This window comes from Psychrobacter arcticus 273-4 (assembly GCF_000012305.1).
Taxonomy (GTDB): domain Bacteria; phylum Pseudomonadota; class Gammaproteobacteria; order Pseudomonadales; family Moraxellaceae; genus Psychrobacter; species Psychrobacter arcticus.
Map to the genome: position 1 here is coordinate 804,200 of NC_007204.1, position 22,123 is coordinate 826,322.

The 22,123-nt window shown below is 43.0% G+C and carries 17 protein-coding genes and 1 pseudogene; 14 read left to right on the plus strand and 4 right to left on the minus strand.

What is annotated here, in order from left to right:
* Positions 1-74: 74 nt before the first annotated feature.
* From PSYC_RS03540 to der, 10 genes are all read left to right on the plus strand, one after another.
* Positions 75-1,364 carry an adenylosuccinate synthase gene (locus PSYC_RS03540; RefSeq protein WP_011279963.1) on the plus strand — a complete coding sequence of 430 codons (1,290 nt, stop codon included), beginning with the start codon at positions 75-77 and terminating at the stop codon, positions 1,362-1,364.
* A gap of 313 nt (positions 1,365-1,677) precedes the next feature.
* Complete coding sequence (ndk, locus tag PSYC_RS03545) at positions 1,678-2,109, plus strand: nucleoside-diphosphate kinase (RefSeq protein WP_011279964.1); 432 nt, start codon at positions 1,678-1,680, stop codon at positions 2,107-2,109.
* A gap of 477 nt (positions 2,110-2,586) precedes the next feature.
* Positions 2,587-3,816 carry a 23S rRNA (adenine(2503)-C(2))-methyltransferase RlmN gene (gene rlmN / locus PSYC_RS03550; protein WP_011279965.1) on the plus strand — a complete coding sequence of 410 codons (1,230 nt, stop codon included), beginning with the start codon at positions 2,587-2,589 and terminating at the stop codon, positions 3,814-3,816.
* Between the two features lie 499 nt (positions 3,817-4,315).
* Positions 4,316-5,248, plus strand: a complete 933-nt coding sequence (gene pilW, locus PSYC_RS03555) for a type IV pilus biogenesis/stability protein PilW (protein ID WP_227500350.1) — start codon at positions 4,316-4,318, stop codon at positions 5,246-5,248.
* The gene (locus PSYC_RS03560) at positions 5,245-6,060 is read left to right on the plus strand and encodes a helix-turn-helix domain-containing protein (protein WP_041757543.1); all 816 of its coding nucleotides are present in this window, start codon (positions 5,245-5,247) and stop codon (positions 6,058-6,060) included. The genes pilW and PSYC_RS03560 overlap by 4 nt, the downstream gene beginning before the upstream one ends.
* Positions 6,061-6,159: 99 nt before the next feature.
* Complete coding sequence (ispG, locus tag PSYC_RS03565) at positions 6,160-7,275, plus strand: flavodoxin-dependent (E)-4-hydroxy-3-methylbut-2-enyl-diphosphate synthase (protein WP_011279968.1); 1,116 nt, start codon at positions 6,160-6,162, stop codon at positions 7,273-7,275.
* Positions 7,276-7,339: 64 nt separating this feature from the next.
* Entirely contained in the window at positions 7,340-8,668 is a 1,329-nt protein-coding gene (hisS, locus tag PSYC_RS03570; protein ID WP_011279969.1) for a histidine--tRNA ligase, read from the plus strand.
* Positions 8,669-8,719: 51 nt separating this feature from the next.
* Positions 8,720-9,514: a YfgM family protein gene (locus PSYC_RS03575; protein ID WP_011279970.1), complete on the plus strand. Its 795-nt coding sequence runs from the start codon at positions 8,720-8,722 to the stop codon at positions 9,512-9,514.
* A gap of 209 nt (positions 9,515-9,723) precedes the next feature.
* Complete coding sequence (gene bamB, locus PSYC_RS03580) at positions 9,724-10,932, plus strand: outer membrane protein assembly factor BamB (RefSeq protein WP_041757546.1); 1,209 nt, start codon at positions 9,724-9,726, stop codon at positions 10,930-10,932.
* Between the two features lie 436 nt (positions 10,933-11,368).
* The gene (gene der, locus PSYC_RS03585; protein WP_011279972.1) at positions 11,369-12,790 is read left to right on the plus strand and encodes a ribosome biogenesis GTPase Der; all 1,422 of its coding nucleotides are present in this window, start codon (positions 11,369-11,371) and stop codon (positions 12,788-12,790) included.
* A gap of 297 nt (positions 12,791-13,087) precedes the next feature.
* On the opposite strand, the gene PSYC_RS03590 is transcribed toward der, so the two are convergent.
* Positions 13,088-14,254: a D-alanyl-D-alanine carboxypeptidase family protein gene (locus tag PSYC_RS03590; RefSeq protein WP_011279973.1), complete on the minus strand. Its 1,167-nt coding sequence runs from the start codon at positions 14,252-14,254 to the stop codon at positions 13,088-13,090.
* A gap of 496 nt (positions 14,255-14,750) precedes the next feature.
* Complete coding sequence (locus PSYC_RS03595) at positions 14,751-15,164, minus strand: MCR_0457 family protein (RefSeq protein ID WP_227500351.1); 414 nt, start codon at positions 15,162-15,164, stop codon at positions 14,751-14,753.
* Between the two features lie 589 nt (positions 15,165-15,753).
* Between PSYC_RS03595 and PSYC_RS11895 the strand changes: the two are divergent.
* The 3 genes and pseudogenes from PSYC_RS11895 to PSYC_RS03610 form a co-directional block, all read left to right on the plus strand.
* Positions 15,754-15,885, plus strand: a pseudogene (locus PSYC_RS11895) (5'/3'-nucleotidase SurE); the annotation flags it as partial.
* A gap of 171 nt (positions 15,886-16,056) precedes the next feature.
* Positions 16,057-16,875, plus strand: coding sequence for a peptidoglycan DD-metalloendopeptidase family protein (locus PSYC_RS03605; protein ID WP_011279976.1), 819 nt, complete (start codon positions 16,057-16,059; stop codon positions 16,873-16,875).
* 77 nt (positions 16,876-16,952) lie between these two features.
* Positions 16,953-18,257: a lytic murein transglycosylase gene (locus tag PSYC_RS03610; RefSeq protein ID WP_011279977.1), complete on the plus strand. Its 1,305-nt coding sequence runs from the start codon at positions 16,953-16,955 to the stop codon at positions 18,255-18,257.
* A 160-nt stretch (positions 18,258-18,417) separates the two neighbouring features.
* Here PSYC_RS03610 and PSYC_RS03615 read toward each other — a convergent pair whose 3' ends face one another.
* Both PSYC_RS03615 and PSYC_RS03620 read right to left on the minus strand, forming a co-directional pair.
* On the minus strand, positions 18,418-19,278 hold the full coding sequence (locus tag PSYC_RS03615; RefSeq protein ID WP_011279978.1) for a UDP-2,3-diacylglucosamine diphosphatase: 861 nt from the start codon (positions 19,276-19,278) through the stop codon (positions 18,418-18,420).
* Between the two features lie 69 nt (positions 19,279-19,347).
* A complete protein-coding gene (locus tag PSYC_RS03620) occupies positions 19,348-19,863 on the minus strand; it encodes a peptidylprolyl isomerase (protein ID WP_011279979.1) in 516 nt (171 codons plus the stop codon).
* A 358-nt stretch (positions 19,864-20,221) separates the two neighbouring features.
* Here PSYC_RS03620 and PSYC_RS03625 point away from each other — a divergent pair, with 358 nt between their 5' ends.
* Positions 20,222-21,961 (plus strand): glutamine--tRNA ligase/YqeY domain fusion protein, encoded by a 1,740-nt coding sequence (locus PSYC_RS03625; protein WP_011279980.1) that lies wholly within the window; start codon positions 20,222-20,224, stop codon positions 21,959-21,961.
* The last annotated feature ends 162 nt before the right edge of the window (positions 21,962-22,123 follow it).

A 22,123-nucleotide genomic window follows, 5' to 3' on the forward strand; every position in this document is an offset into this window, starting at 1 on the left:
ATAAAAGCACTTGGTATGAAATTGCACACATCTCAATACATCAATACATCAATACATCAAAGTAAGGATTCATCATGGGTAAGAATGTCGTAGTTTTGGGTAGCCAGTGGGGCGATGAAGGTAAGGGTAAAATCGTTGATTTACTTACCGAAAAAGCCTCAGCAGTCGCTCGCTTTCAAGGCGGTCATAACGCTGGTCACACCTTAGTCGTTGATGGCAAAACCACCATCTTGCATCTGATTCCATCAGGTATCTTACGTGAAGGCGTAACCTGCTTTATCGGTAATGGTGTGGTACTAGCGCCTGACGCTTTACTAAAAGAGATGAAAAATTTAGAAGACAATAATGTACCTGTACGCGAGCGTCTACGTATCTCTCCAAACTGCCCACTTATCATGCCATATCATGTTGCTCTTGACCAAGCGCGTGAAGCCAAGCGCGGTAGCGGCAAAATCGGTACGACTGGTCGCGGTATTGGACCAGCTTATGAGGACAAAGTTGCACGCCGTGCGATCAAGCTTGCTGATTTGTTCCGTGATGATTTAGAAGAAAAATTACGTAACTTAATCGAATATCATAACTTCCAATTGACTCAGTACTATAAAGTTGAAGCGATTGATTTTGATGAGACGCTTAAGCTGTGCCAAGAGTGGAAAGAAGCAATCAGAGGCATGGTGACTGATGTCACTGAAGATTTGAACCAATTGCGTCTGGCTGGCAAGAACCTAATGTTTGAAGGTGCGCAAGGTACCTTACTTGATATCGACCACGGTACGTATCCGTTTGTGACCAGCTCAAGCGTGACCGCTGGTGGCGTATCTACAGGCACGGGTATCGGTCCATTATATTTGGATTATGTCCTTGGTATCACAAAAGCCTATACCACGCGCGTCGGTAGCGGTCCATTCCCAACCGAATTGTTTGATGATGTTGGCGCGCATTTAGCCAAAGTCGGTCATGAATTTGGTGCCACGACAGGACGCGCGCGTCGCTGTGGTTGGTTCGATGCCGAGGCATTACGCCGTGCTGTCGTACTTAACTCTATGTCAGGTATCTGCCTAACCAAGCTTGACGTGTTAGATGGTCTTGAAGAGCTACTCATTGGTGTCGGTTATAATTTGCCAGAAACTGAGTGTGCAGGCGCGCATGATGCTGAATTCTATGAGTCGGTAACACCAAAGTATGAAACACTACAAGGTTGGAGCGAATCAACGGTTGGTATCACTAACTACGATGAGCTGCCTGAAAATGCTAAAAAATACATCAAACGTATCGAAGTATTGATTGGTTGCCCTATCGATATCATCTCAACCGGTCCTGATCGTGAAGAGACCATCGTCCTACGTGATCCGTATGATGCATAATTGGTTATAACTATATTGTATGGTTCATTCACAAAACCCTAATGCTAAACATTGGGGTTTTGTTTTTGGTAAGTAAGAAAAATTTGCACCAGTAGTACCTGTTGTATCGATATTACTTTTCACCGACTATACAACCATAAATTAATCCTATCATTTACACGCTTAATCATTATAATAGGCAGCAATCATTCGCTGAGCACTATATCTTCTTATTGTGTATCCGTATTAGACATGCATGAATGAATTCGCTTAGCGCAGTGATCACAGACAACGTAAATTATTTAATTTCTCACTTATATATCAGGAGCTTTTCATGGCTAACGAACGTACTTTATCTATCATCAAACCTGACGCAGTCGCTGGCAATAACATTGGCGCTATCTACGACCGTTTTGAAAAATCAGGTCTAAAAATTGTTGCGGCTAAAATGATGCAACTAGATGATGAAAAAGCGGGCGGTTTTTACGCTGAGCACGCTGAGCGTCCATTTTATAACGACCTAAAATCTTTCATGATGTCAGGTCCAGTATTGGTATCAGTACTAGAAGGCGAAAATGCTATCGCTAAGCATCGTGAAATCATGGGCGCTACTAACCCAAAAGACGCAGCTGAAGGCACTATCCGTGCTGATTTTGCTAGCAGCATCGATGAAAACGCTGTTCATGGTTCAGATTCAGCAGAATCAGCAGCACGTGAAATCAGCTACTTCTTCAATGAAGAAGAAGTTTGTGCACGTACGCGTTAATAGCAGCTTTTATTAACAGATTTTATTAACAGCCACTGTTATCCATAATAATAGCGCTGATTAATTATTAGTGTAACGAGACGGCTTATATCTTTTGGTATAAGCCGTTTTAGCTATTATAATATAGTCAGTCCTAAGTAAAAGAAATACAGATGTTATAAAGCACTACTGGGGTTAATTTTTCTTGCTTGCTGTGCCTACGCAGACAGAGGCTGCGAATAATTAACCCCAGTAGCGCTGCACTCTTTTAAAAGTGGATCAATTATAGTCTAACTATGCATTGAAATTTTAACTTTTCTCCCTCATTATTGGTTTTACTTAGCGTTATCAATCCTTTATCAGTATGTTTCTATCAATTTCTGATAAAAAATGCACTCATAACGGATTGCTCATGCACTCATACATTAAGTATGTCTAGCAACGCCCATCTCAACAATTGCATCGCTTATATCAAAAAATGCAAAAAGGTTATTTATTATGTCGACTGTCCAAACCCCTGTCCAATATCTCCCAGCCAAAACTGCTAACAGCATAAAATTGGTAGACGAGGCGCAGGCAAAAACCAATCTACTAGGCATGACACAAGCACAATTGGCGGATTACTTTAAGAGTATTGGCGAAAAGCCGTTCCGCTCGACGCAAGTCATTAAGTGGATATATCAGCAAGGGGTGACAGATTTTGAGCAAATGACCAATTTAAGTAAGTCTTTGCGAGATAAGTTATCAGCCAATGCCTGTGTGATACCACCAAAGGTTATCCATCGCCAATATAGTGATGATGGTACGCGCAAATGGGTATTTGAAGTGACTGGCGGCTCATTGGTTGAGACGGTATTGATTCCGGCAGATGACAGTAAGTTAAATGGTCGCAAAACCTTGTGTATCTCCTCGCAAGTCGGCTGTGCGCTGGACTGTAGCTTCTGTAGTACGGGCAAGCAGGGCTTTGAGCGCGATTTAACGGCGGCTGAGATTCTCGGACAATTATGGGTGGCCAATGCTTCTTATATGAGCGATGAAAACGACAGCTTAGAGAATATTGACCATAGTTTATGGGAAAATAATGTCACCAATGTGGTCATGATGGGCATGGGTGAGCCGTTATTAAACTATCGTCCCGTTGTCAGCTCAATGGAGTTGATGCTCAGTGATCATGCCTATGGTTTATCAAAGCGCCGTGTCACTCTATCTACCTCAGGTGTGGTGCCAAAAATGTATGAGTTGGCAAAAGAGCTGGACGTCGCTTTAGCGATTTCATTACACGCGCCAAATGATGAGCTGCGTAATGAATTGGTACCGATTAACAAAAAATATCCGTTAGAGCAGTTAATGGCAGCGGCGAGAAATTACGTCTTTGACGTGAACCCGCGCCATAAAAAACATGTGACGATCGAATATGTCATGTTAGACGGTGTCAATGATAGTAATGAGCATGCTGAGCAACTGGTTGCCTTATTGGGTGATTTGCCAAGTAAGATTAACTTGATACCGTTTAACCCATTCCCACATGCAAATTATGATAAGTCGAGTAACAATCGCATTCATGCCTTTAGCAACATATTAAGTGAAGCAGGTTTTGTTTGTACCATTCGCCAAACGCGCGGTGATGACATTGATGCCGCTTGTGGGCAATTGGTTGGGCAGGTAGCCGATAGAACACGTCGCTCAGCCGCTTGGCAGCAAAGTATTAAAGACCGCGAAAATAGTTGATTAGGTTAATAAAAATGACTGCTATAGCTATCTAACGTAGCTATAGATGAATTAATGTATTAAAAAACCCCACTCTCAACTATCATAATTTTTGGCGTAGGCTGTGGCTTTAGCCCAGCGTTTTTGGCAAATTGTTACGATTGACTGGGCTAAAAGCACCAGCCTACGATAGCCCATATTAAGTTGAGAGTCGCGTATTAAAAAGAATCCTACTATAGTATTTTTTGTAGCCTCTACTATGCAGGCAGCAGCAAGCAAGCAAACAAGAAAAATTTATAGCAGTAACGCGTTACTATAATATTATTTCTAGTATTGCAGACGGACTATGTTTAGCTGTCTTTTTTGCATCACAATGGTAATAAAATGTAGTCGCCAATGCTAGTACTGAGGGAGTGAGACAATTAATGACAACTAAATTGTACTTATGGAGGCTAAATCTATTAAACTGATGCCTCGATGATCGAACGCATTGACTCACAGTTTTATGATGGCGACCATAATGACTTCTAAAAATTCTTGTCAGTTCAAATATCAAACCTCTCTTTCTCATTCAGTGAGGCAGTTGGGCGCTACCGTTTTTGTTAGAAAAAGTGCTCAAGGTATATGGCTTGCCAGCACGTTAAGCGCTTTATTGATTTCTGGTTGTCAAAGCACGCCAACCAATGATTTAATAACGGGCACGCTTTATCAAACCTCAACGCAACCCAATGACAATCGTCAATTGGATCAGCAAGAAATTGCTCGCGTTCGAACGACACTTGCTGCACAATATATCCGCAAAAACGAGCTCGATGCTGCCCAAAGACAGCTCGAAAAAGCCTTTGCTGCCGATAGCCGTCATGCGCCGGCCTATGATATGATGGGTGTTTTGTTGCAGCAAGAGGGTAGCCGCCTTAATCTTGAAAAAGCCGAACAATTTTTTAAAAAAGCCATTGTGCTTGATAAAGATTTTGATCAAGCACACAACAATTATGGCGTGTATTTGTCGCAGATGAAGCGTTACAAAGAGGCAGCAGAGCAGTTCGAAATAGCAGGCGCTGCCCTTGGCTATGAAGGCCGTATTGGTGCGTTAGAAAACTTAGGTCGTACCTACCTTCAACTAAAGGATCATCCTGCCGCGGAAAAGGCTTTTTTACGGGCTTTAGATGGCAATCGAAACAGCATCATTGCGCATATTGAGATGGTTGACTTACTACTTGAGCAGCAGCGTTTTCAGCAAGCACAAAGACTCTATGATGAGACCTTGATATTGCTGCAAGGGCAGGGCGTTAGTCCACGCTTGCTACTACAAGGTATCAAATTGGCGGCAGCGCAAAAAAACATCGAGACACGCCAACAATTGGCACAGCAACTTTTATCCGCTTATCCATTAAGTGATGAAGCAAAACAACTAAAGACTTGGCTTAACAATCCAGAGGCACCATGGAAATGACCACCCCATTATCAAACACTAACTTTAACGCGCAGGGATCATTTGGTGCCATGTTGCAGCAAGCTCGCAAAGCTAAGCAAGTTAGCTTGGACGACGCGGCAAATGAATTGTTTATTTTAAAACGTCATCTGCAAGCGTTAGAAAACGAAGATTTTTCTGACTTGCCGCAAGTGGCGTTTGCACGCGGTTTTGCGATTAACTATGCCAAATATTTGGGTCTCGACCCAGTAAGAATAGCCAGTAGCTTTGATGCGGCATACCCAAATGAGCTAAAATCGCGTTCAGCCAGTAATACTCAGTCGCTACTGCGTCCGATGGGCACGCTACAGCGTGATACACACAGTCGCATTCGCTTCAATCCGCTGCTTATCATCGCCGTCATCGGTGTCGTTATTTTAGCGATTTTCCTATTCCGTATGGTCAGTAATGCGAGCAAGGAAAACACTGCGCCGCCTGTCTCTAGCGCTGAAGATATCTCAGCAGTAGAACAAGCACAAGGCGCCGCCATTAATACCGATGTTACAGGGGTTAGCGCTTCAGGTTCAGCACTAAACTTAGGCGGTGGTGACGTTGCCCCCGCCACTTTAGATGTTAAGCTGACTGCTGCTGCTGTGGTCACTATTACAGACGCTACCGGTAGCAGCTTGATAGCGGGCTCGCAAAATGCGGGTGATTATCAATTATCAGGTATGCCACCGTTTAATGTACAGATCGATAATATCAATAACGTGCGCCTGATGCTTAATCAGCAATCCGTCGCTTTAAACAGCTACGCAAATGGTCGCCAAGCCAGTTTTGAATTGGCGCCTTAATTTATTAACTGATTTATTTTTCAAAGCGAATATTGTTTATTATTACCTTCAGTTTTATGGTTATTCTCGTTCTTACTGCTTTCATGAAAGGGTTTGTCTATGTCAACGTCAGCGCCTATTAATCGTCGTCTTACTAAGAAAATATATGTCGGTGATGTCGCGATTGGTGGTGATGCGCCGATTAGTGTGCAAAGTATGACCAATACCGATACCTGCGATGTGGCAGCGACTGTTGCCCAAATTGAGCGCTGTGTTGAAGCAGGCGCTGATTTGATGCGCGTCTCTACCCCGACGATGGATACCGTTAAAGCATTTGGTGAAATTCGCAAATTGGTCAGCGTACCCTTGATAGCGGATGTGCATTTTGACCACAAAATTGCTTTAGCGGTTGCGGCAGCGGGCGCAGATTGTCTGCGTATTAACCCAGGCAATATCGGTAGCGACGCCAAAGTACGTGAAGTCGTTGCCTGTGCCAAGCACTATAATATTCCTATTCGTATCGGCGTCAATGCTGGCTCTTTAGAAAAAGACATTCAGCGTAAGTATAAAGAGCCAAATGGTGCAGCAATGCTGGAATCAGCAATGCGTCATATTGATATATTAGAGCGCCTTAATTTTGATCAATATAAAGTGTCTGTCAAAGCCAGCAATGTGTTTTTGACCATGGATGCGTACCGTCTGATCTCAGCACAGATTGATAATCCGCTGCATTTAGGCGTTACGGAAGCCGGTGTCTATCGTACTGGTTCGGTCAAATCTGCCATCGCGCTTGGTGGTTTATTATTGGACGGTATTGGGGATACGATTCGTATTTCCTTGGCAGCCGAGCCAGAAGAAGAGATTAAAATTGGTTTTGATATCTTAAAATCACTCAATATTCGCTCTAATGGTGTCAACTTTATTGCTTGCCCAAGCTGCTCACGCCAAGAGTTTGACGTAATTAGAGTAATGACCGCGTTAGAGTCGCGTTTAGAAGACATTCGTGAGCCAATGAATTTGTCAGTGATTGGCTGCAAAGTAAATGGTCCGGGTGAAGCAAAAGAAGCCGATATCGGTATCGTTGGTGCTGCACCAAAATCGCTGGTCTACCGTATGGGCGAAAAAAGCCATCTGATTGATACCGATAATTTGGTCGATGAGATAGAAGGGATGGTACGCGCTCATGCAGAAGAATTGGCGAAAAAACGTGAAAATGAGATTATTCGCGTTAGATAATAAAATGTTTTACCAATAAAAATTATAGAGCTGTTTGTTAAAATTTAAAGGACACGACCGAACCATGATTAAAGCGATTAAAGGGTTTAATGATATTTTGCCTGCACAGTCTGCAAAATGGCTGTATTTAGAGTCAATATTGGCTGATGTGCTAGGCAGATACGGTTATGAGCATATTCGCTTGCCTATCGTTGAGCAAACCGATTTGTTCGCTCGTGCCATTGGTGGTGCCACGGATATCGTTGAAAAAGAGATGTATAGCTTTACCGACAAGTCTGATCCACCAACGCCGCTAACCTTGCGTCCTGAAGGAACCGCAGGGGCAGTACGAGCGGTAAATGAGCACAATCTACTACGCGGTGATACGCCCAAACTTTGGTATATCGGTCCGATGTTCCGCTATGAGCGTCCACAAAAAGGGCGTTATCGTCAGTTTCATCAATTGGGTGTCGAGAGCTTTGGTAGTGCCTTACCAGATGCCGATGCCGAGCTGATTGCGATGACCCATCTGATGTGGCAAGAGCTGGGTCTAAAAGATGAGATGCGTCTGCAGTTGAATAGTCTAGGCGAGCGTGATGAGCGTCATGCTTATCGTGAAGCGCTGGTAACCTATCTAACTGATAAGCAAGAGCAGCTAGATGAGGATAGCAAACGTCGCCTAACCACCAATCCACTACGTATTTTAGACAGTAAAGAAGCCAGCACCCAAGCCCTATTAATAGATGCACCCAAACTTGCTAACTTTTTAGGCGAAGAGAGTGTGGCGCATTTTGAGCAAGTGCAAACTTATTTAACAGAGCTTGGCATTGATTTTGAAATCAATCCGCATCTGGTACGTGGTCTTGATTACTATAACAAAACCGTTTTTGAATGGGTCACTGATAAGCTTGGTAGTCAAGCAACGGTCTGTGCCGGCGGTCGTTATGACGGTTTGGTTGGACAGCTAAAATCTATTGATACCCGTGATGCTAAAGCCGATGCTAAAGCCGATGCTAAAGCCGATAGTAAGCCAGTCAAATCTGAGCCTGCGGTTGGTTTTGCCATGGGGCTTGAGCGTCTATTATTGCTCATAGACGCGGTGGCACCCATTGCTGATATCCCTGCTTGTGACGTCTTTGTGGTCGCCCATCCTGAGGTTTATAGTGCTGGTATTGGTTATGCGCAAAACCTGCGTTATAGCCGTCCAGATTTGCGCGTCAAAATGGCAAGTGCCACTAGCCTAAAAGCCCAAATGAAAAAGGCGGATAAGTCGGGTGCTGCATTGACCGTTATTATCGCCCAGCAAGAGATTGATGATAAAACCATTAGTATCAAAGATATGCAAACTGGCGAACAAAAAACAGCTGCTCAAGATTGGTTATCGGATAAAGATAACTTTTGTCGCCGTAAGTAGCATTGAGTTTAGTATTAGCAATTTAATAACCATTTTATCAGGTAAAAGTATATGGCTCTGACCCCTAATTCGCCGAATGCAGACAACTCAATGCAAGCGTTAAAGCAGTATGGCAGCTATATTGTCACCGCGATTTTATTGGCGTTAGCCGCCTATTTTGGCTGGACTTATTGGCAAGATAATCATGCACGTGTGGATACCGTTGCAGCCGATCAATATGCGGATATTCAACGTCTTAATGCAGAAGTTAGCTTGGCGTCGCAAAATCCCGATCTAGAAGCGGACGCAAAAGCATCGTTAGAGAAGAGTCGTACTCAGCTAAATAAGAACATCGATACTTTAGTTGGCACCCATGGAGAATCGGTCTATGCTTGGCAGGCTCTGATGATTAAAGCGCGTCAACAAGTCGACAGTGATGATTTTAAGGCAGCAGGCGAGAGCTTTAAAAAGGCGTTAGCGATTGATTTGGGTGATGCAGGTCTAGAGGCGATTACCCGTTTGCGTTATGCGACCACGCTTTTGGCAGCAGGCGATGCAAAAGCGGCATTGACAGAAGCCAGTCGTTACATGCCCAGCTCATTTGAAGCCAGTCAGCAAGAGTTACTTGGTGATATTTATTTAGCACAAGACAATACAGATTCAGCGATTAAATCCTATAATAATGCGTGGAATTTATTACGTGAGCGTCAAGAAACCCGCGCAGTATTGGCATTAAAAATGGAAAGTTTGGGTATCGTCCCTGAGCCTATCGCTGAGCAAACCAGCCTTATTCAAGAATCTACGGCAACATCGCAAGCACCAGTGATGGAAGATTCAGTAGAAACTAATACCGGTGCTGGTGCATAAAATTTTAAAACTAGAGGCTTAGTATTAAAAAAGTTAGTGCTGATTTCGATAGATATGGTAATACCTCAAAACGTTCTACAAAGGAAGTAGCATAATCAGTCAGAAGGATGATGATAACCGACACTTATTTGTACTAGGTTAGTATTGTTTTTTATCACTGATTAAACGCTAATTTATTAATGATTAATTTATTTGTAGTGAGACCTATAATGACTCAAGCTATTCGCTTTAACAATACCATCAAAGCCAAAACCATGCGCTCAACGGCCATGCATATAGCCGTAATTGCAGTGATGACAACTGCGGTCATTGGGTGTAATCGAGGTATCAAGCCAGTCGTCAATGACCCTGTAAAATTGGTACAAATTATCCAACCTGTTAGTGTATTGCAGCCAGTTTTTAGTACCGACCTTGGTAATAAAAACGTCAGTAAAAAAGATCCGCTTACTTTGCAAGTTGGCTATGCCAATTCGCAAATCGTTACGGCCTCGCGCGCTGGTGATCTGGTTGGTTTTGATAAAGCTGGTCAGCGTTTATGGTCAGTGAATGTTGGCGACCAGATTACAGGTGGTGTTGCGATAGATGAGCTAAGCCAAACCGCTATTATCAGTACTCGTGGCGGTCTGGTTATGGCATTTGATAGCGTAACAGGTGCAAAACGCTGGCAGCAACAGCTTACCGGTTCAGTGCTAACGCCAGCATTGATCAGCAACAACCGCGTTATTCTATCAGCCAATGATGGTTTTCTGCATGGCTTATCACTACAGACCGGTCAGTCAGTCTGGCAGTTTGCTACCCAAGTCCCTGTGATTAGTGTACGTGGTAGCGCTGCACCAACGTTATTAGATGCCAAGACAGCATTGCTAGCGACTGCCGATGGACGCTTGCATGCTGTTACGGTAGATAATGGTTTGCCATTATGGTCAAGACGCGTTGGTGTGGGTACAGGCAGCAGCGAAGTTGAACGTATGAGCGACGTTGATGGTATGCCGATTGTAGATAACAATCAGTTATTTGCTATCAGCTATAGTGGTCAGCTACTCGGTATTGATTTGGCATCAGGACAAGTATTGTTTGTTAATGAGCTTGCCAGCTTAAAAGCGCTTGCAGTCAATAATCAGCAAGTGGTTGCGACGAGCTTAGAGGGTAAAGTGGTTGCTTATAACCGCAGTAATGGTACTGTCTTATGGGAAAGTGAAGAATTGGCCTATCGTCATTTGACCAATCCTGTGATGATTGGCAACTATATCGCAGTGGGCGATTTTGATGGAGTGGTGCATTTATTTGACCCAGCCACCGGTAAGATTGTCAGCCGTGTACAGACCAAAGGCTCATTGACCAATTTGCAAGTACAAGGCAGCCGCTTGATGACCCAAAGCACCTCAGGTCAAGTAGCGATTTGGCAGTTGGCGCGCTAATCTTAATGACTTGCAGTCTTATCTAATGAGTATTGTTCCATATGGCTCATTGAATAGGCAGCCTAATAGTAAAATGAACAGAAAACGCTGCATTGTCAGCGTTTAATGCCTTGTAAAATTGCTTGTTTACATATCGGCTTTCGCGTACGCTATGCGACCGGTGCATTGTTGGCGTTATCTATATATAATAGCGATAGATAATGTCCATATATGATGCAGTCCTCTGAATATCATTTATTTATTCATTGTAAGATAGCCAAGAACTATTTTCTGGCTATCGTTTTATCTTATCATTCATTTAAATTTACGGTCAACTGCCACTATTTACTGCTTTATTACAACTATTTGGTATTTTATTATCATAGCAGCTTTGTAAAAGAGATTTTACCTAAGTAGTCGCATTGTCCGTCATTGTGCCTTTCACTGAGAGTAACCCATGAGTATCAAGCCTGTGGTCGCCTTAATTGGTCGTCCAAACGTCGGTAAATCCACCTTATTCAATCAGTTCACTAAAAGTCGGCAGGCATTGGTTGCTGATTTGTCAGGATTGACTCGTGACCGTCAATACGGTGATGCAACCTACGAAGACAAAGCTTTTATTGTCGTTGATACCGGTGGTATTGGTGAAGCGGACGATGGCAGAGGCGATATTGATGATTACATGTCTGAGCAGTCGTATACTGCCATTCATGAAGCCGACATCATTGTGTTTGTGGTTGATGCGCGCGCAGGAATGATTGGTGCCGATGCTGAGATTGGTAAATTTCTACATACCCTTGGCAAGCCTGTCTATGTGGTTGCCAATAAAGTCGATGGCGTGCATGATTCGGCGCCGGCTGAATTTTATGCATTAGGTCTAGGCGAACCATATCCAATGGCGGCCAGTCACGGTCGTGGTGTGGGCAACCTGCTCGAAGTATTGACCGCTGATATGCCTAATCAAGAAAATATCATAGAGCCAAGAGGCTTAAAGCTTGCTATTATCGGTCGTCCAAACGTTGGCAAATCAACTCTCGTTAACCGTTTATTGGGTGAAGACCGCGTTGTCGTTTTTGATATGCCTGGTACCACTCGTGATAGTATTTATATCCCATATAAGCGTGATGGCAAAGATTACGTATTGATTGATACGGCTGGGGTACGTCGCCGTGGTAAAATCGATGAAAAGGTAGAGAAATTCTCAGTTATCAAAACTTTGCAAGCCATTGAAGATTCTAACGTGACTGTTATTGTTATTGATGCTCATGAAGGTATCGTCGATCAAGATTTGCATATGATTGGCTATGCATTGGACGCAGGTCGTGCTCTAGTGGTTGCGATTAATAAGTGGGATGGTCTGACTGCCGATCAAAAGAACTATATCAAGATTGAGATGGATCGCCGTTTTAACTTTATCCCTTATGTAAAAGTGCATCAAATCTCAGCACTACATGGTACGGGTGTGGGTAATTTATATCCGTCTATATTGCGCGCTTATCAATCGTCTATGTTTGAAGTGTCGACCAACCGTTTGACACAGATTTTGCAAGATGCTGTTACTGCTAATCCACCGCCAACGGTCGCTGGTCGCCGCATTAAGTTGCGTTACGCGCATATTGGTGGACACAATCCGCCCGTTATTGTGATTCATGGCAATCAGACTGGCTCGTTACCTAAGAGCTATCAGCGCTATCTTGAAAATCAATTCCGTCAGGTATTTAAGTTAGAAGGCACGCCACTAAACGTAGTCTTTAAACTGAATGAAAACCCGTATGCTAACAAAAGCGACACACCAACCAAAGCGAAAACCCAACAGCTGCGTCAACGTGAACGTAATCGTGCGCAGAAATTTACGACAAAAGATAAGAAACCGCGTTAATTTTATTAAATTCTCACTGTTTTTACGCTTTTTAATTGATATATAGTTGAAATACTTTAAAGTCGCTACCGTATTGCTGGTGTAAATTTTTTGCAGCCTCTGTCTGCGTAGGCACAGCAAGCAAGAAAAATTTGCACCAGTAGTACGTGTTGTATCGATATTACTTTTCACCGACTATATAGAAAGTGACTGGACTATAAAAAGTGACTAGACATAAAAAAGACGCCTCCTATCGAGGCGTCTTTTTTATGTTGAACTTCATGATAAAAGCATTATTTTAAAAGGCCATTATTACGCTTAAAATAAGTTTTGTGCCCAGCGAGAAAAACGTTGCCAGATACGGCTCATAAAGCCTGATTGCTCAATATCGCTTGTCGCAATCACAGGCACAGAAGCAACTGCTTTACCATCGATAACAGCCATCATCTTACCGATTTCTTGACCTTTTTTGATAGGCGCTTCTAAGCTTTCAGGAATATCGATTACAGTAGAGATTTTATTCTTTTGAGTCTTAGTGGTTAGAATCTGCAAATTATCAGCAGTTACCACTTCTATCTCTTTTGCTTCACCAAACCAGACAGGAACTTTGCTGACAAATTGCCCAGCAGGTGCTTGAGTGACAGTGGTGAAGTGACCAAAACCCCAGTTTAGCAACTCACGCGACTGGTCAGCACGTGCTTGCTGACTTTCTGTACCCATAATGACAGAGATTAGACGCATACCTTCACGGTTGCTTGAGGCTGCCAAGCAATAACCAGCCGCATCCGTATGTCCTGTTTTTAGACCATCAACAGTAGGGTCGGTGGCGAGTAGCGCATTACGGTTACCTTGAGTAATACCGTTATAGGTAAACTCTTTTTCTGAATAAATTCTGTAGTAGTCGCCGCTGTTTTTGATAATAGCGCGTGACAGCTTGGCCAAATCTAGAGCAGATGCTTGGTGACCTTCCTCAGGCATACCGGTAGAGTTAACGAAATGGGTATTCTTCATACCAATCTTTTGCGCTTGCTCATTCATCAAGATAGCAAACGACGCTTCGCTACCAGCGATATGCTCAGCCATCGCTTTTGAGGCATCATTACCTGATTGGATAATAATACCGCGTAGCATATCGATGACACTTGCGCTTTTATTCACTGGTACATACATGCACGACTGGCTATTACTGCCGCGGCACCAAGCATTTGGACTCATTAATACCTGATCGGTTTCTTTGAGATCGCCTGATGCTAAGCGCTGCTCAATGATATAACTGGTCATCATTTTGGTCAAAGACGCTGGCGGCAAGGCTTGATTGGCATTTTTCTGTGCCAAAATTTCACCCGTGTTATAGTCCATTAATACATACGCAGTATTTGCCATCTCAGGCTGCTGTATGGCTGCACTTGCCATCACTGCACTCATAGAAATACTGACACCCACTACCAGCTGCACCAGCTGTTTTTTCACACGCTTTACTGTCATAGATTGTTACACCGCATCATAAAACCAAATGTATCTGCCGCTTATCCCCAATACCACACCTTTACACAATCGTTGGCAGACTGTGTTAAATCTCAGGTTAAACCATGGATTTTTTGAGAGCAGAGGAGACTAAAGCAACGGACATAAAATTAACGTCTTATCTTAGCAAAATGCCGCCCGATGGGGAAACGATAAATACAATAAAATAAGACGTTATTAAAAATAGAGTGAGTAATTTTATAAAATTCACTCATAAAAAAGCTTGCTGCTATCCTTGTTAAATAATAGGGATAGCAGCAAGCTTTTTGTAGCGAGTCATCTAAATAAATAAGCGCTTAAAACTGCCTTACATAATACTTATTTAACCGCTTTATGTGGATGTTAAAGAGATAAGCCAGTAGATTATTGTCGTTAATTATAGTGGTCTTTATCTATTTAACCTCTTAACATGGGTCAAAAAAGTATGTCTATAAAACAGCGTATCAATAAAGGGCTACTATTGATATTCAGCATTCGCTAAATCTTCACACAATGCTTTGTTGTCCTGCTTAGAAAAGCCCATCGTCCAGCTGCGAATACCTTGCAAAATTTGACGGTAATCTTGCTGAGTAGACAAGTATTGGATAGCTGCTTTTGGGTCTTCTAATGACGGCATCAACTCATGAAGCTGCACGTTATAAGATTTATAAAAACGCTGCTTTTGCTTGCCATTTAGCATTGGCGGGCATATCTCTGACAGCACTTGCATGACCGCAATTTCATGTTTTGTGATATTGATACCGGACAAATCTAAAGGTATGGCTGTCGCAGAATTGGGTGCAGCGTTTGTTGCTTGAGACAGCATCGCAATAGACGTTATCGATGCTGCCAGCCCGACTTTTGAGGCACTCTTTGCCATCACAGAAGCCATAGATAATATCGATTGATTTTTCATTCAGTATCACACTCGCTTATCTTTATTTAATAGTGCTATGTTAATGGGTAAAAAAACAAATGTCACATAATATATTGATTTATGTGTAGAGATATTGTGAGCCAAATAGGGTCTTCAGCAACATATCCGTATTATAAACCGGTAAGTTACCTCAATATAAAAGTATAAGCTGCAAATGTTGTGGGTTGTAGCCTACTGTAACTTCAGCGCAGGTTTTTGAGGCTGAAAATAGGGGTCTTGCTATGGATAAATCATTTAAAAAACTAGGGTATTATGCACATGACCTATAAAGAGCGGGTTCGTGTCTATCTACGATTAGGGTATAATCGCCCGAAATAATCACAGCTACACCGTATTTAAGTAAATATAATCAGTCAGTATTAACAACCAATACCGCTTTGATTGCAATGCCTTAAGTATCACCATGCTGTTATTAGTCGGTGAAAAGTAATATCGATACAACACGTATTGCTGGTGCAAATTTTTCTTGCTTGCTGTGCCTACGCAGACAGAGGCTGCAAAAAATTTACACCAGCAATACTGTAGCGACTTTAAAGTATTTCAACTATATACGCATCAGTTGCCGTCTGGTTTTATCGCTGTTAATGGTACGCCGGCTGACGGTATTTATTTGGCGTTAAATGAACTGTATCCTGAGACAGATTTTGACTGTGTGATTACAGGTATTAATTCGGGGTTATTAACAGATATGCCCATATTGGATATTTGCAAAAATTTGCCCTATCACGTATTAAACGTTAATATTCCTGATGTCGGTATCTGAGACATTAAACGGTATAACAGTTAGCAAAATGCTTGTGAGTCACACAAGGGGTTTGTACGTAACATAAAGAATAGGAAATCTTGTATGAAGAAGCTTATGGCTGGATCGCGATTTATCACAGTGGCATTGATGGGCACGATGGCTGCTGCCACAGTAACGATGGTAGGCTGTGCCACCAAGCCTACTTATCAATCAACCAACCAAGCGGCACCTAAGATTATTACCAATAATCAAGGGGTTCCCAATTATCATCGTGTGCAGCGCGGCGATACGGTCAGTCAAGTGGCGGCGCGCTATCGTCTCAACTATCGTCAAATTGGCGCACTGAATGGTTTAGACAGTAAATATACTATTTATAGTGGCCAGTGGCTCAAACTGTGGCAAGGTGAGTCAGTACCCGCGACCAATAACAATCACTATAATGCCTCGAACAATACCGCTGCGCCTGTACAACCAACCTATACGCATACGCCGCCAGTGACAAGCACCCCTAACTATTCACAAACCCCCGTCTATGAAGTAACGGCAAATGCTACTTCAGGTTATGAATATCCTACTCGCAATCAAGTGACACGTAATTTTGACGCCGCATCTGGAACGATGGGCATGTGGTTTGCAGGTAACGCTGGCGATCCGGTGCAGGCGAGCCAATCAGGTACGGTTCTTTATTCGGGTAACGGTCTGCCAGAGTATGGCAACTTGATTATGATTCGTCATAGCGACAACTACATCACTGCCTATGCGCATAACAGCCAGTTGTTGGTTAAAGAAGGTGATAGTGTCCAACGCGGTCAACGTATCGCAAACATGGGTAATAGTGGTCAGACCAACCAAGTGGGTTTGGAGTTCCAAGTGCGCTTAAATGGCAATCCTATCGATCCACGGGCAGTACTAGGGCGTTAAATTTCTTATTGCTTGGCTATTAAATTGAATTATCAAAGCCACATTGCCACTTTACTTACGGATACTTGAGACTTTTTATGCGATTAAATAAACACTACCTTGTCTTTTTCCCCGCTCTAGTCATGGTTGGCTGTACCAGTCAGCAGGCGATGCAGCAACCTAATAAGCCGGTTCGTCAAGGTAATGTGCAAATTGCCCAGACCCAAACCATTCAAGTGAAGCCGACCCCAGCACCGGTTATTAAACCGACGCCAGTTGCCAAGCCAAGCTACAATAGTTTTTCTGATTGGAAGTCTGATTTTTCTATGCGCGCGATTTCATCAGGTCATGATGCTGCTACGGTTCATCGTCTGCTCGATTCTGCTTATTTAAATCAGCAAGTCATATCACTTGACTCAGGTCAGCCAGAGTTTTCAAAAATGCCATGGGAGTATGTTGATTCTGCGGTATCAGATGGTCGTGTCAGTACTGGTAAGCGTAAGTTTGCCGAGCAACGCACGTATCTATCCCAGTTGCAGTCGCAGTATGGGGTTAATGCAGAGGTAGTCGCTGCGATTTGGGGAATGGAGTCCTCATATGGTGTGGTGACTGGCAATAGCAATATTCCAAGCGCGCTTGCCAGCCTTGCTTATGATGGTCGCCGTCAAGAATTTGCTGAAACTCAATTATTATCATTAGCGACACTATTACAGCGTGGGGATGTCTCTTGGTCACAGCTAGAGGGCTCTTGGGCGGGCGGTATGGGGCATACTCAATTCATCCCTGATACTTGGCTTAAGAATGGGGTCGACGGTGATGGTAATGGCCATCGTAATCCATGGTCAACCGGCGATGCCTTGGCATCTACTGCCAACTATCTGAGCAATTCAGGTTGGGTACGTGGTTTGGAACCTTTTTATGAAGCGACTATTCCGTCATCATTTGATTACTCACTGGTTGGCACTAAGCAGCCTGCTTCTAGATGGGCGGCAATGGGCGTTGATACCATAGCCGATGTGTACTTAGATGCCAATACCGAGATGGAGCTGTGGTTGCCGGCTGGTAAAGATGGTCCTGTGCTTCTATTGAGTCCAAACTTTGATGTCATCAAGGTCTATAATAATTCATCAAGCTATGCGCTTGGTGTCAGCTTATTGGGTAAAGCGCTTGTTGGACAAGATGGGTTGCAAAAGTCATGGCCACGCTATGAGCGTCCTTTATCGACGTCTCAAGTACGCAATTTACAGCAGCGTTTGACCAGTTCAGGCTATGATACAAAAGGTGCTGATGGCATTGTTGGTACCAATACTCGTAAGGCGTTCCAGCGCTGGCAAGCAGACAATGGTCAGACCCCAGATGGTTTTATTACTCAAGGTAGTGGGTCTTCATTGGCGGGATGGTGAGATAGAGTGAAGTCGCTATTTTTGGACAATCATTATTTTCAAAGGTTGTTTAAACATAACAATATTAAGAAATAACAATGTTAAGAAATAAAAAACTCCGTTTTATAACGGAGTTTTTCATTATATGAGAATGACAGCAGCAGTTTAGATGTTTAGGTATTTAAATAGTGATATTAAATTCAAACAACCCGAATTCTGCACCATTATTATTGGGTTTTTTATCTTTATTTAAACAGTCATCAGCTGTCACCGCCCCAATCACTGCACTGACTTTTGGCTGGCGTGTGCCGCTATCTAACAGTCGCCAGTCACCAAGGACGTAGCGTATTTTATCATTGCTGGTCGGATGAATATCTGGACGATGAGTATGTCCGTGTACTAAAGCATCACTAGCTGTTATTGCTTGTATCACCGCATTTTCATTGACATCCATGATGTAAGCGGCTTTATTGGCATTATTCTGCTGGCTTTTCTGACGCATGTTATCGGCAATCGCCAAGCGTTTTTCTAGCGATTTACTAAGCAGATACCACTGCGTCAGACGATTGCGCATCACTTTACGAAAAAACTGATATTTCTTATCATCAATGCATAAGGCGTCGCCGTGTTCTAAGCGGTAGTTTTTCTGTCCGACGGTTAAGGTATATGGCTCATAAATAAGCTCACCACCGAATAAATTACAAAATGGCTGACCTAACAAAAAATCACGGTTGCCATGCATGACCAAAATCTCGCAGCCAGCTACGCGCAGTTTTTTTAACTTAACGCTAAGAGGGGTCAACCAATGAGTTTGACGTTCGTCTTTTGATAGTGATAAATAAGCATCATCGCCAATCCATACCTCAAACCAATCGCCCAAAATGAACAAGCGTTTAAGCTGTGGCAAGGCTAAGCAATCATCAAGCAGCGCCAAAAAAGCCTGCACTAAGGCAGGCTCTTCAGGCGATAAATGCAAATCGCTAATCAATACTTGCTGCACCTCATGAGGGTGGGTGGTCATTAGGTGATTAAAACTTTGCATTTATCCTTATCCTCATAATTTTAAACAGTAACGACTCATCACTACTGAGTAATAACTAATGAAGAATGATTACTGAGTGATGATGGTTGCTGAGTTGATAACCACTGGCTCTTTTGGCACGTCAGCATGCATGCCGAAACGACCGGTTGGTACGCCGCGCATTTTTTCGATCACGTCCATACCGCTTGTTACTTTACCAAATACGGTATAACCCCAACCTTGCATGTTTTTGCCAGAATGGTTTAAGAAATCGTTGTCTTTTACGTTAACGAAAAACTGGCTAGTCGCTGAATGTGGATCTTGCGTACGTGCCATAGCAATCGTACCAGCGTTGTTTTTTAGACCATTGTCTGCTTCATTTTCTACTGGCTTGTTGGTGGCTTTTTCATTCATATCAGCGTCCATGCCGCCGCCTTGAATCATAAAACCATCAATAATGCGATGGAAAATCGTGCCATCATAATGACCAGATTTTACATAGTTTAAAAAATTTTCTACTGTTTTTGGTGCTTTTTCTTCGTTGAGTTCGATAACGATCGCACCCATACTGGTGTCAAGTTCTACTACTGGTGGCATGTCTACCATGTGATATTCCTCTTTGATTGCAGCGTATTAAATGACGCTGTCGTGAGTGGTGGTTAAAAAGTTATGGCTAGTCTAACGGCTTTTTTATCCCGTGTCATGTATCAGGCTGTTAATGCGTTTGTAAAAGCTGATAGAATAAGGCAACTTTACCGATTTTTAATCCTATTTATTAAACGCGCTTAAGCGCTTAATGTGATAACCCACTGTTTTTATGGCTGAGATTCTCATTAGCCGAATTTATTTTTCTGACTGATTCTTATTTTAACAAATCGTTTTATTTTACTAAATATTTTGAATTTTCCATGAGGCGTGATGGCACGTCGCATGAATTGACCATTTGCGTTAGGAGCAATGCCCAATGAGTGAGCAATCAAGCAACCATGCACAAAAAGACGAACAAAAAAATGACTTTATTCGTAATATCATTCGTGATGATGTTACTGCGCAAAAGTACCAACAGATTATCACTCGTTTCCCACCTGAGCCAAATGGTTACTTACATTTGGGTCACGTAAAATCTATTTGCTTAAACTTTGGTGTGGCTGAGGAGTTTGGCGGTGTCTGTAACCTGCGTTTTGATGACACCAACCCTACCGCAGAAAAGCAAGACTTCATTGATAACATCGAGAACGATGTAAAATGGCTAGGCTTTGAGTGGGCAGGAGAAGCGCATCATGCGTCAGGCTACTTTGACCAGTTGTATGCTTGGGCAGTGCAATTGATTGAGCAAGGCGATGCGTACGTAGACTTGCAGTCGCCTGAGCAAATCAAAGAAAACCGTGGCTCATTTAATGATGCAGGCACAGCGTCACCACATCGTGATGCCAGTGTCGAAGAAAACCTGCAACTCTTTGATGATATGAAAGAGGGCAAATATGCTGAAGGTAAAGCTGTTTTACGTGCCAAGATTGATATGGCAAGCCCAAATATGAACCTGCGCGATCCTGTTGTTTATCGCATCATGCATCAAACGCATCATCAAACTGGTGATAAATGGTGCATTTATCCGATGTATGATTTTGCCCATCCGCTCTCTGATGCGCTCGAAGGCATTACTCATTCATTATGTACGCTAGAATTTGAAGACCATCGTCCATTTTATGACTGGGTAATAGAAAAGGTTGGCTTTGAGCAAGCGCCGCATCAGTATGAGTTTAGCCGCCTCAATGTTGATCATACATTAACCAGTAAGCGCAAATTAAAGCAGCTCGTTGATGAGAATATCGTTAGCAGTTGGGACGATCCACGCATGCCGACTATTGCAGGTATGCGTCGCCGTGGTTATACGCCAGAAGGCTTACGTGACTTCTGTGAGCGTGTTGGTGTGACCAAAGTGGACAGTGTTGTAGATTTCCGTCTGTTAGAATTTAGCATTCGTCAGTCACTAGAGACGACGACTGCACGTGGCATGGCAGTGCTCAAACCATTAAAAGTGACGATTACTAACTTTGCGGAAGCTGTTAGCAGTTGGGAGTCGCAAAAGGCTGATAGCGTTCAAGCTCGCTTTGACGATGCCTCGCAGACTTTATGGCTGACTCAGCCAAACCATCCTAATGTCGATATGGGCGAGCGAGAGATTCCTTTCACTGAGACCATTTATATTGATCAAGGCGATTATGAGATTGAGCCGCCAGCGGGCTATAAGCGTCTGTCACCAGAGAAGAATGAGATTCGTCTGCGTAATACCTATGTATTGGCAGTAACTGAGCATATTACTGATGATAGCGGCAATGTGATTGAGCTAAAAGCAACGATTGATCCAGCTACTTTAGGTAACAACCCTGAAGGTCGCAAGGTGAAGGGTGTTATTCATTGGGTATCAGCGAGCCAAGGTATACCAGCGACAGTACGCATGTATGAGCAGTTATTTAGTGTTGAAGACCCAAGTAGCGTTGCTGACGTACATCAAGCACTAAACCCAAACTCGTTGACTGAGCTCAATGCAGTGGTTGAACCATCATTGGTGAATGCAGATGCTGGTACGCGCTTCCAGTTTGAGCGTGAAGGTTACTTTATTTCTGATAGCGAAGATCATAGCAGTGATAAGCCAGTATTTAACCAAATCGTGAGCTTACGTGATAGTTATAAACCCGCTTAATTTATCATTAGCGCGATTAATACTTACTTGTAAGAAAATACTGAACAATAGTAGTTTGCAAGATTACCCATTTCTAGTACGCTAGGGATGGGCTTTTTTGTGAATAAGCATAAATTTTAATCGTAGATGGTGAAAAGTAATATTGATACAACACGTATTGCT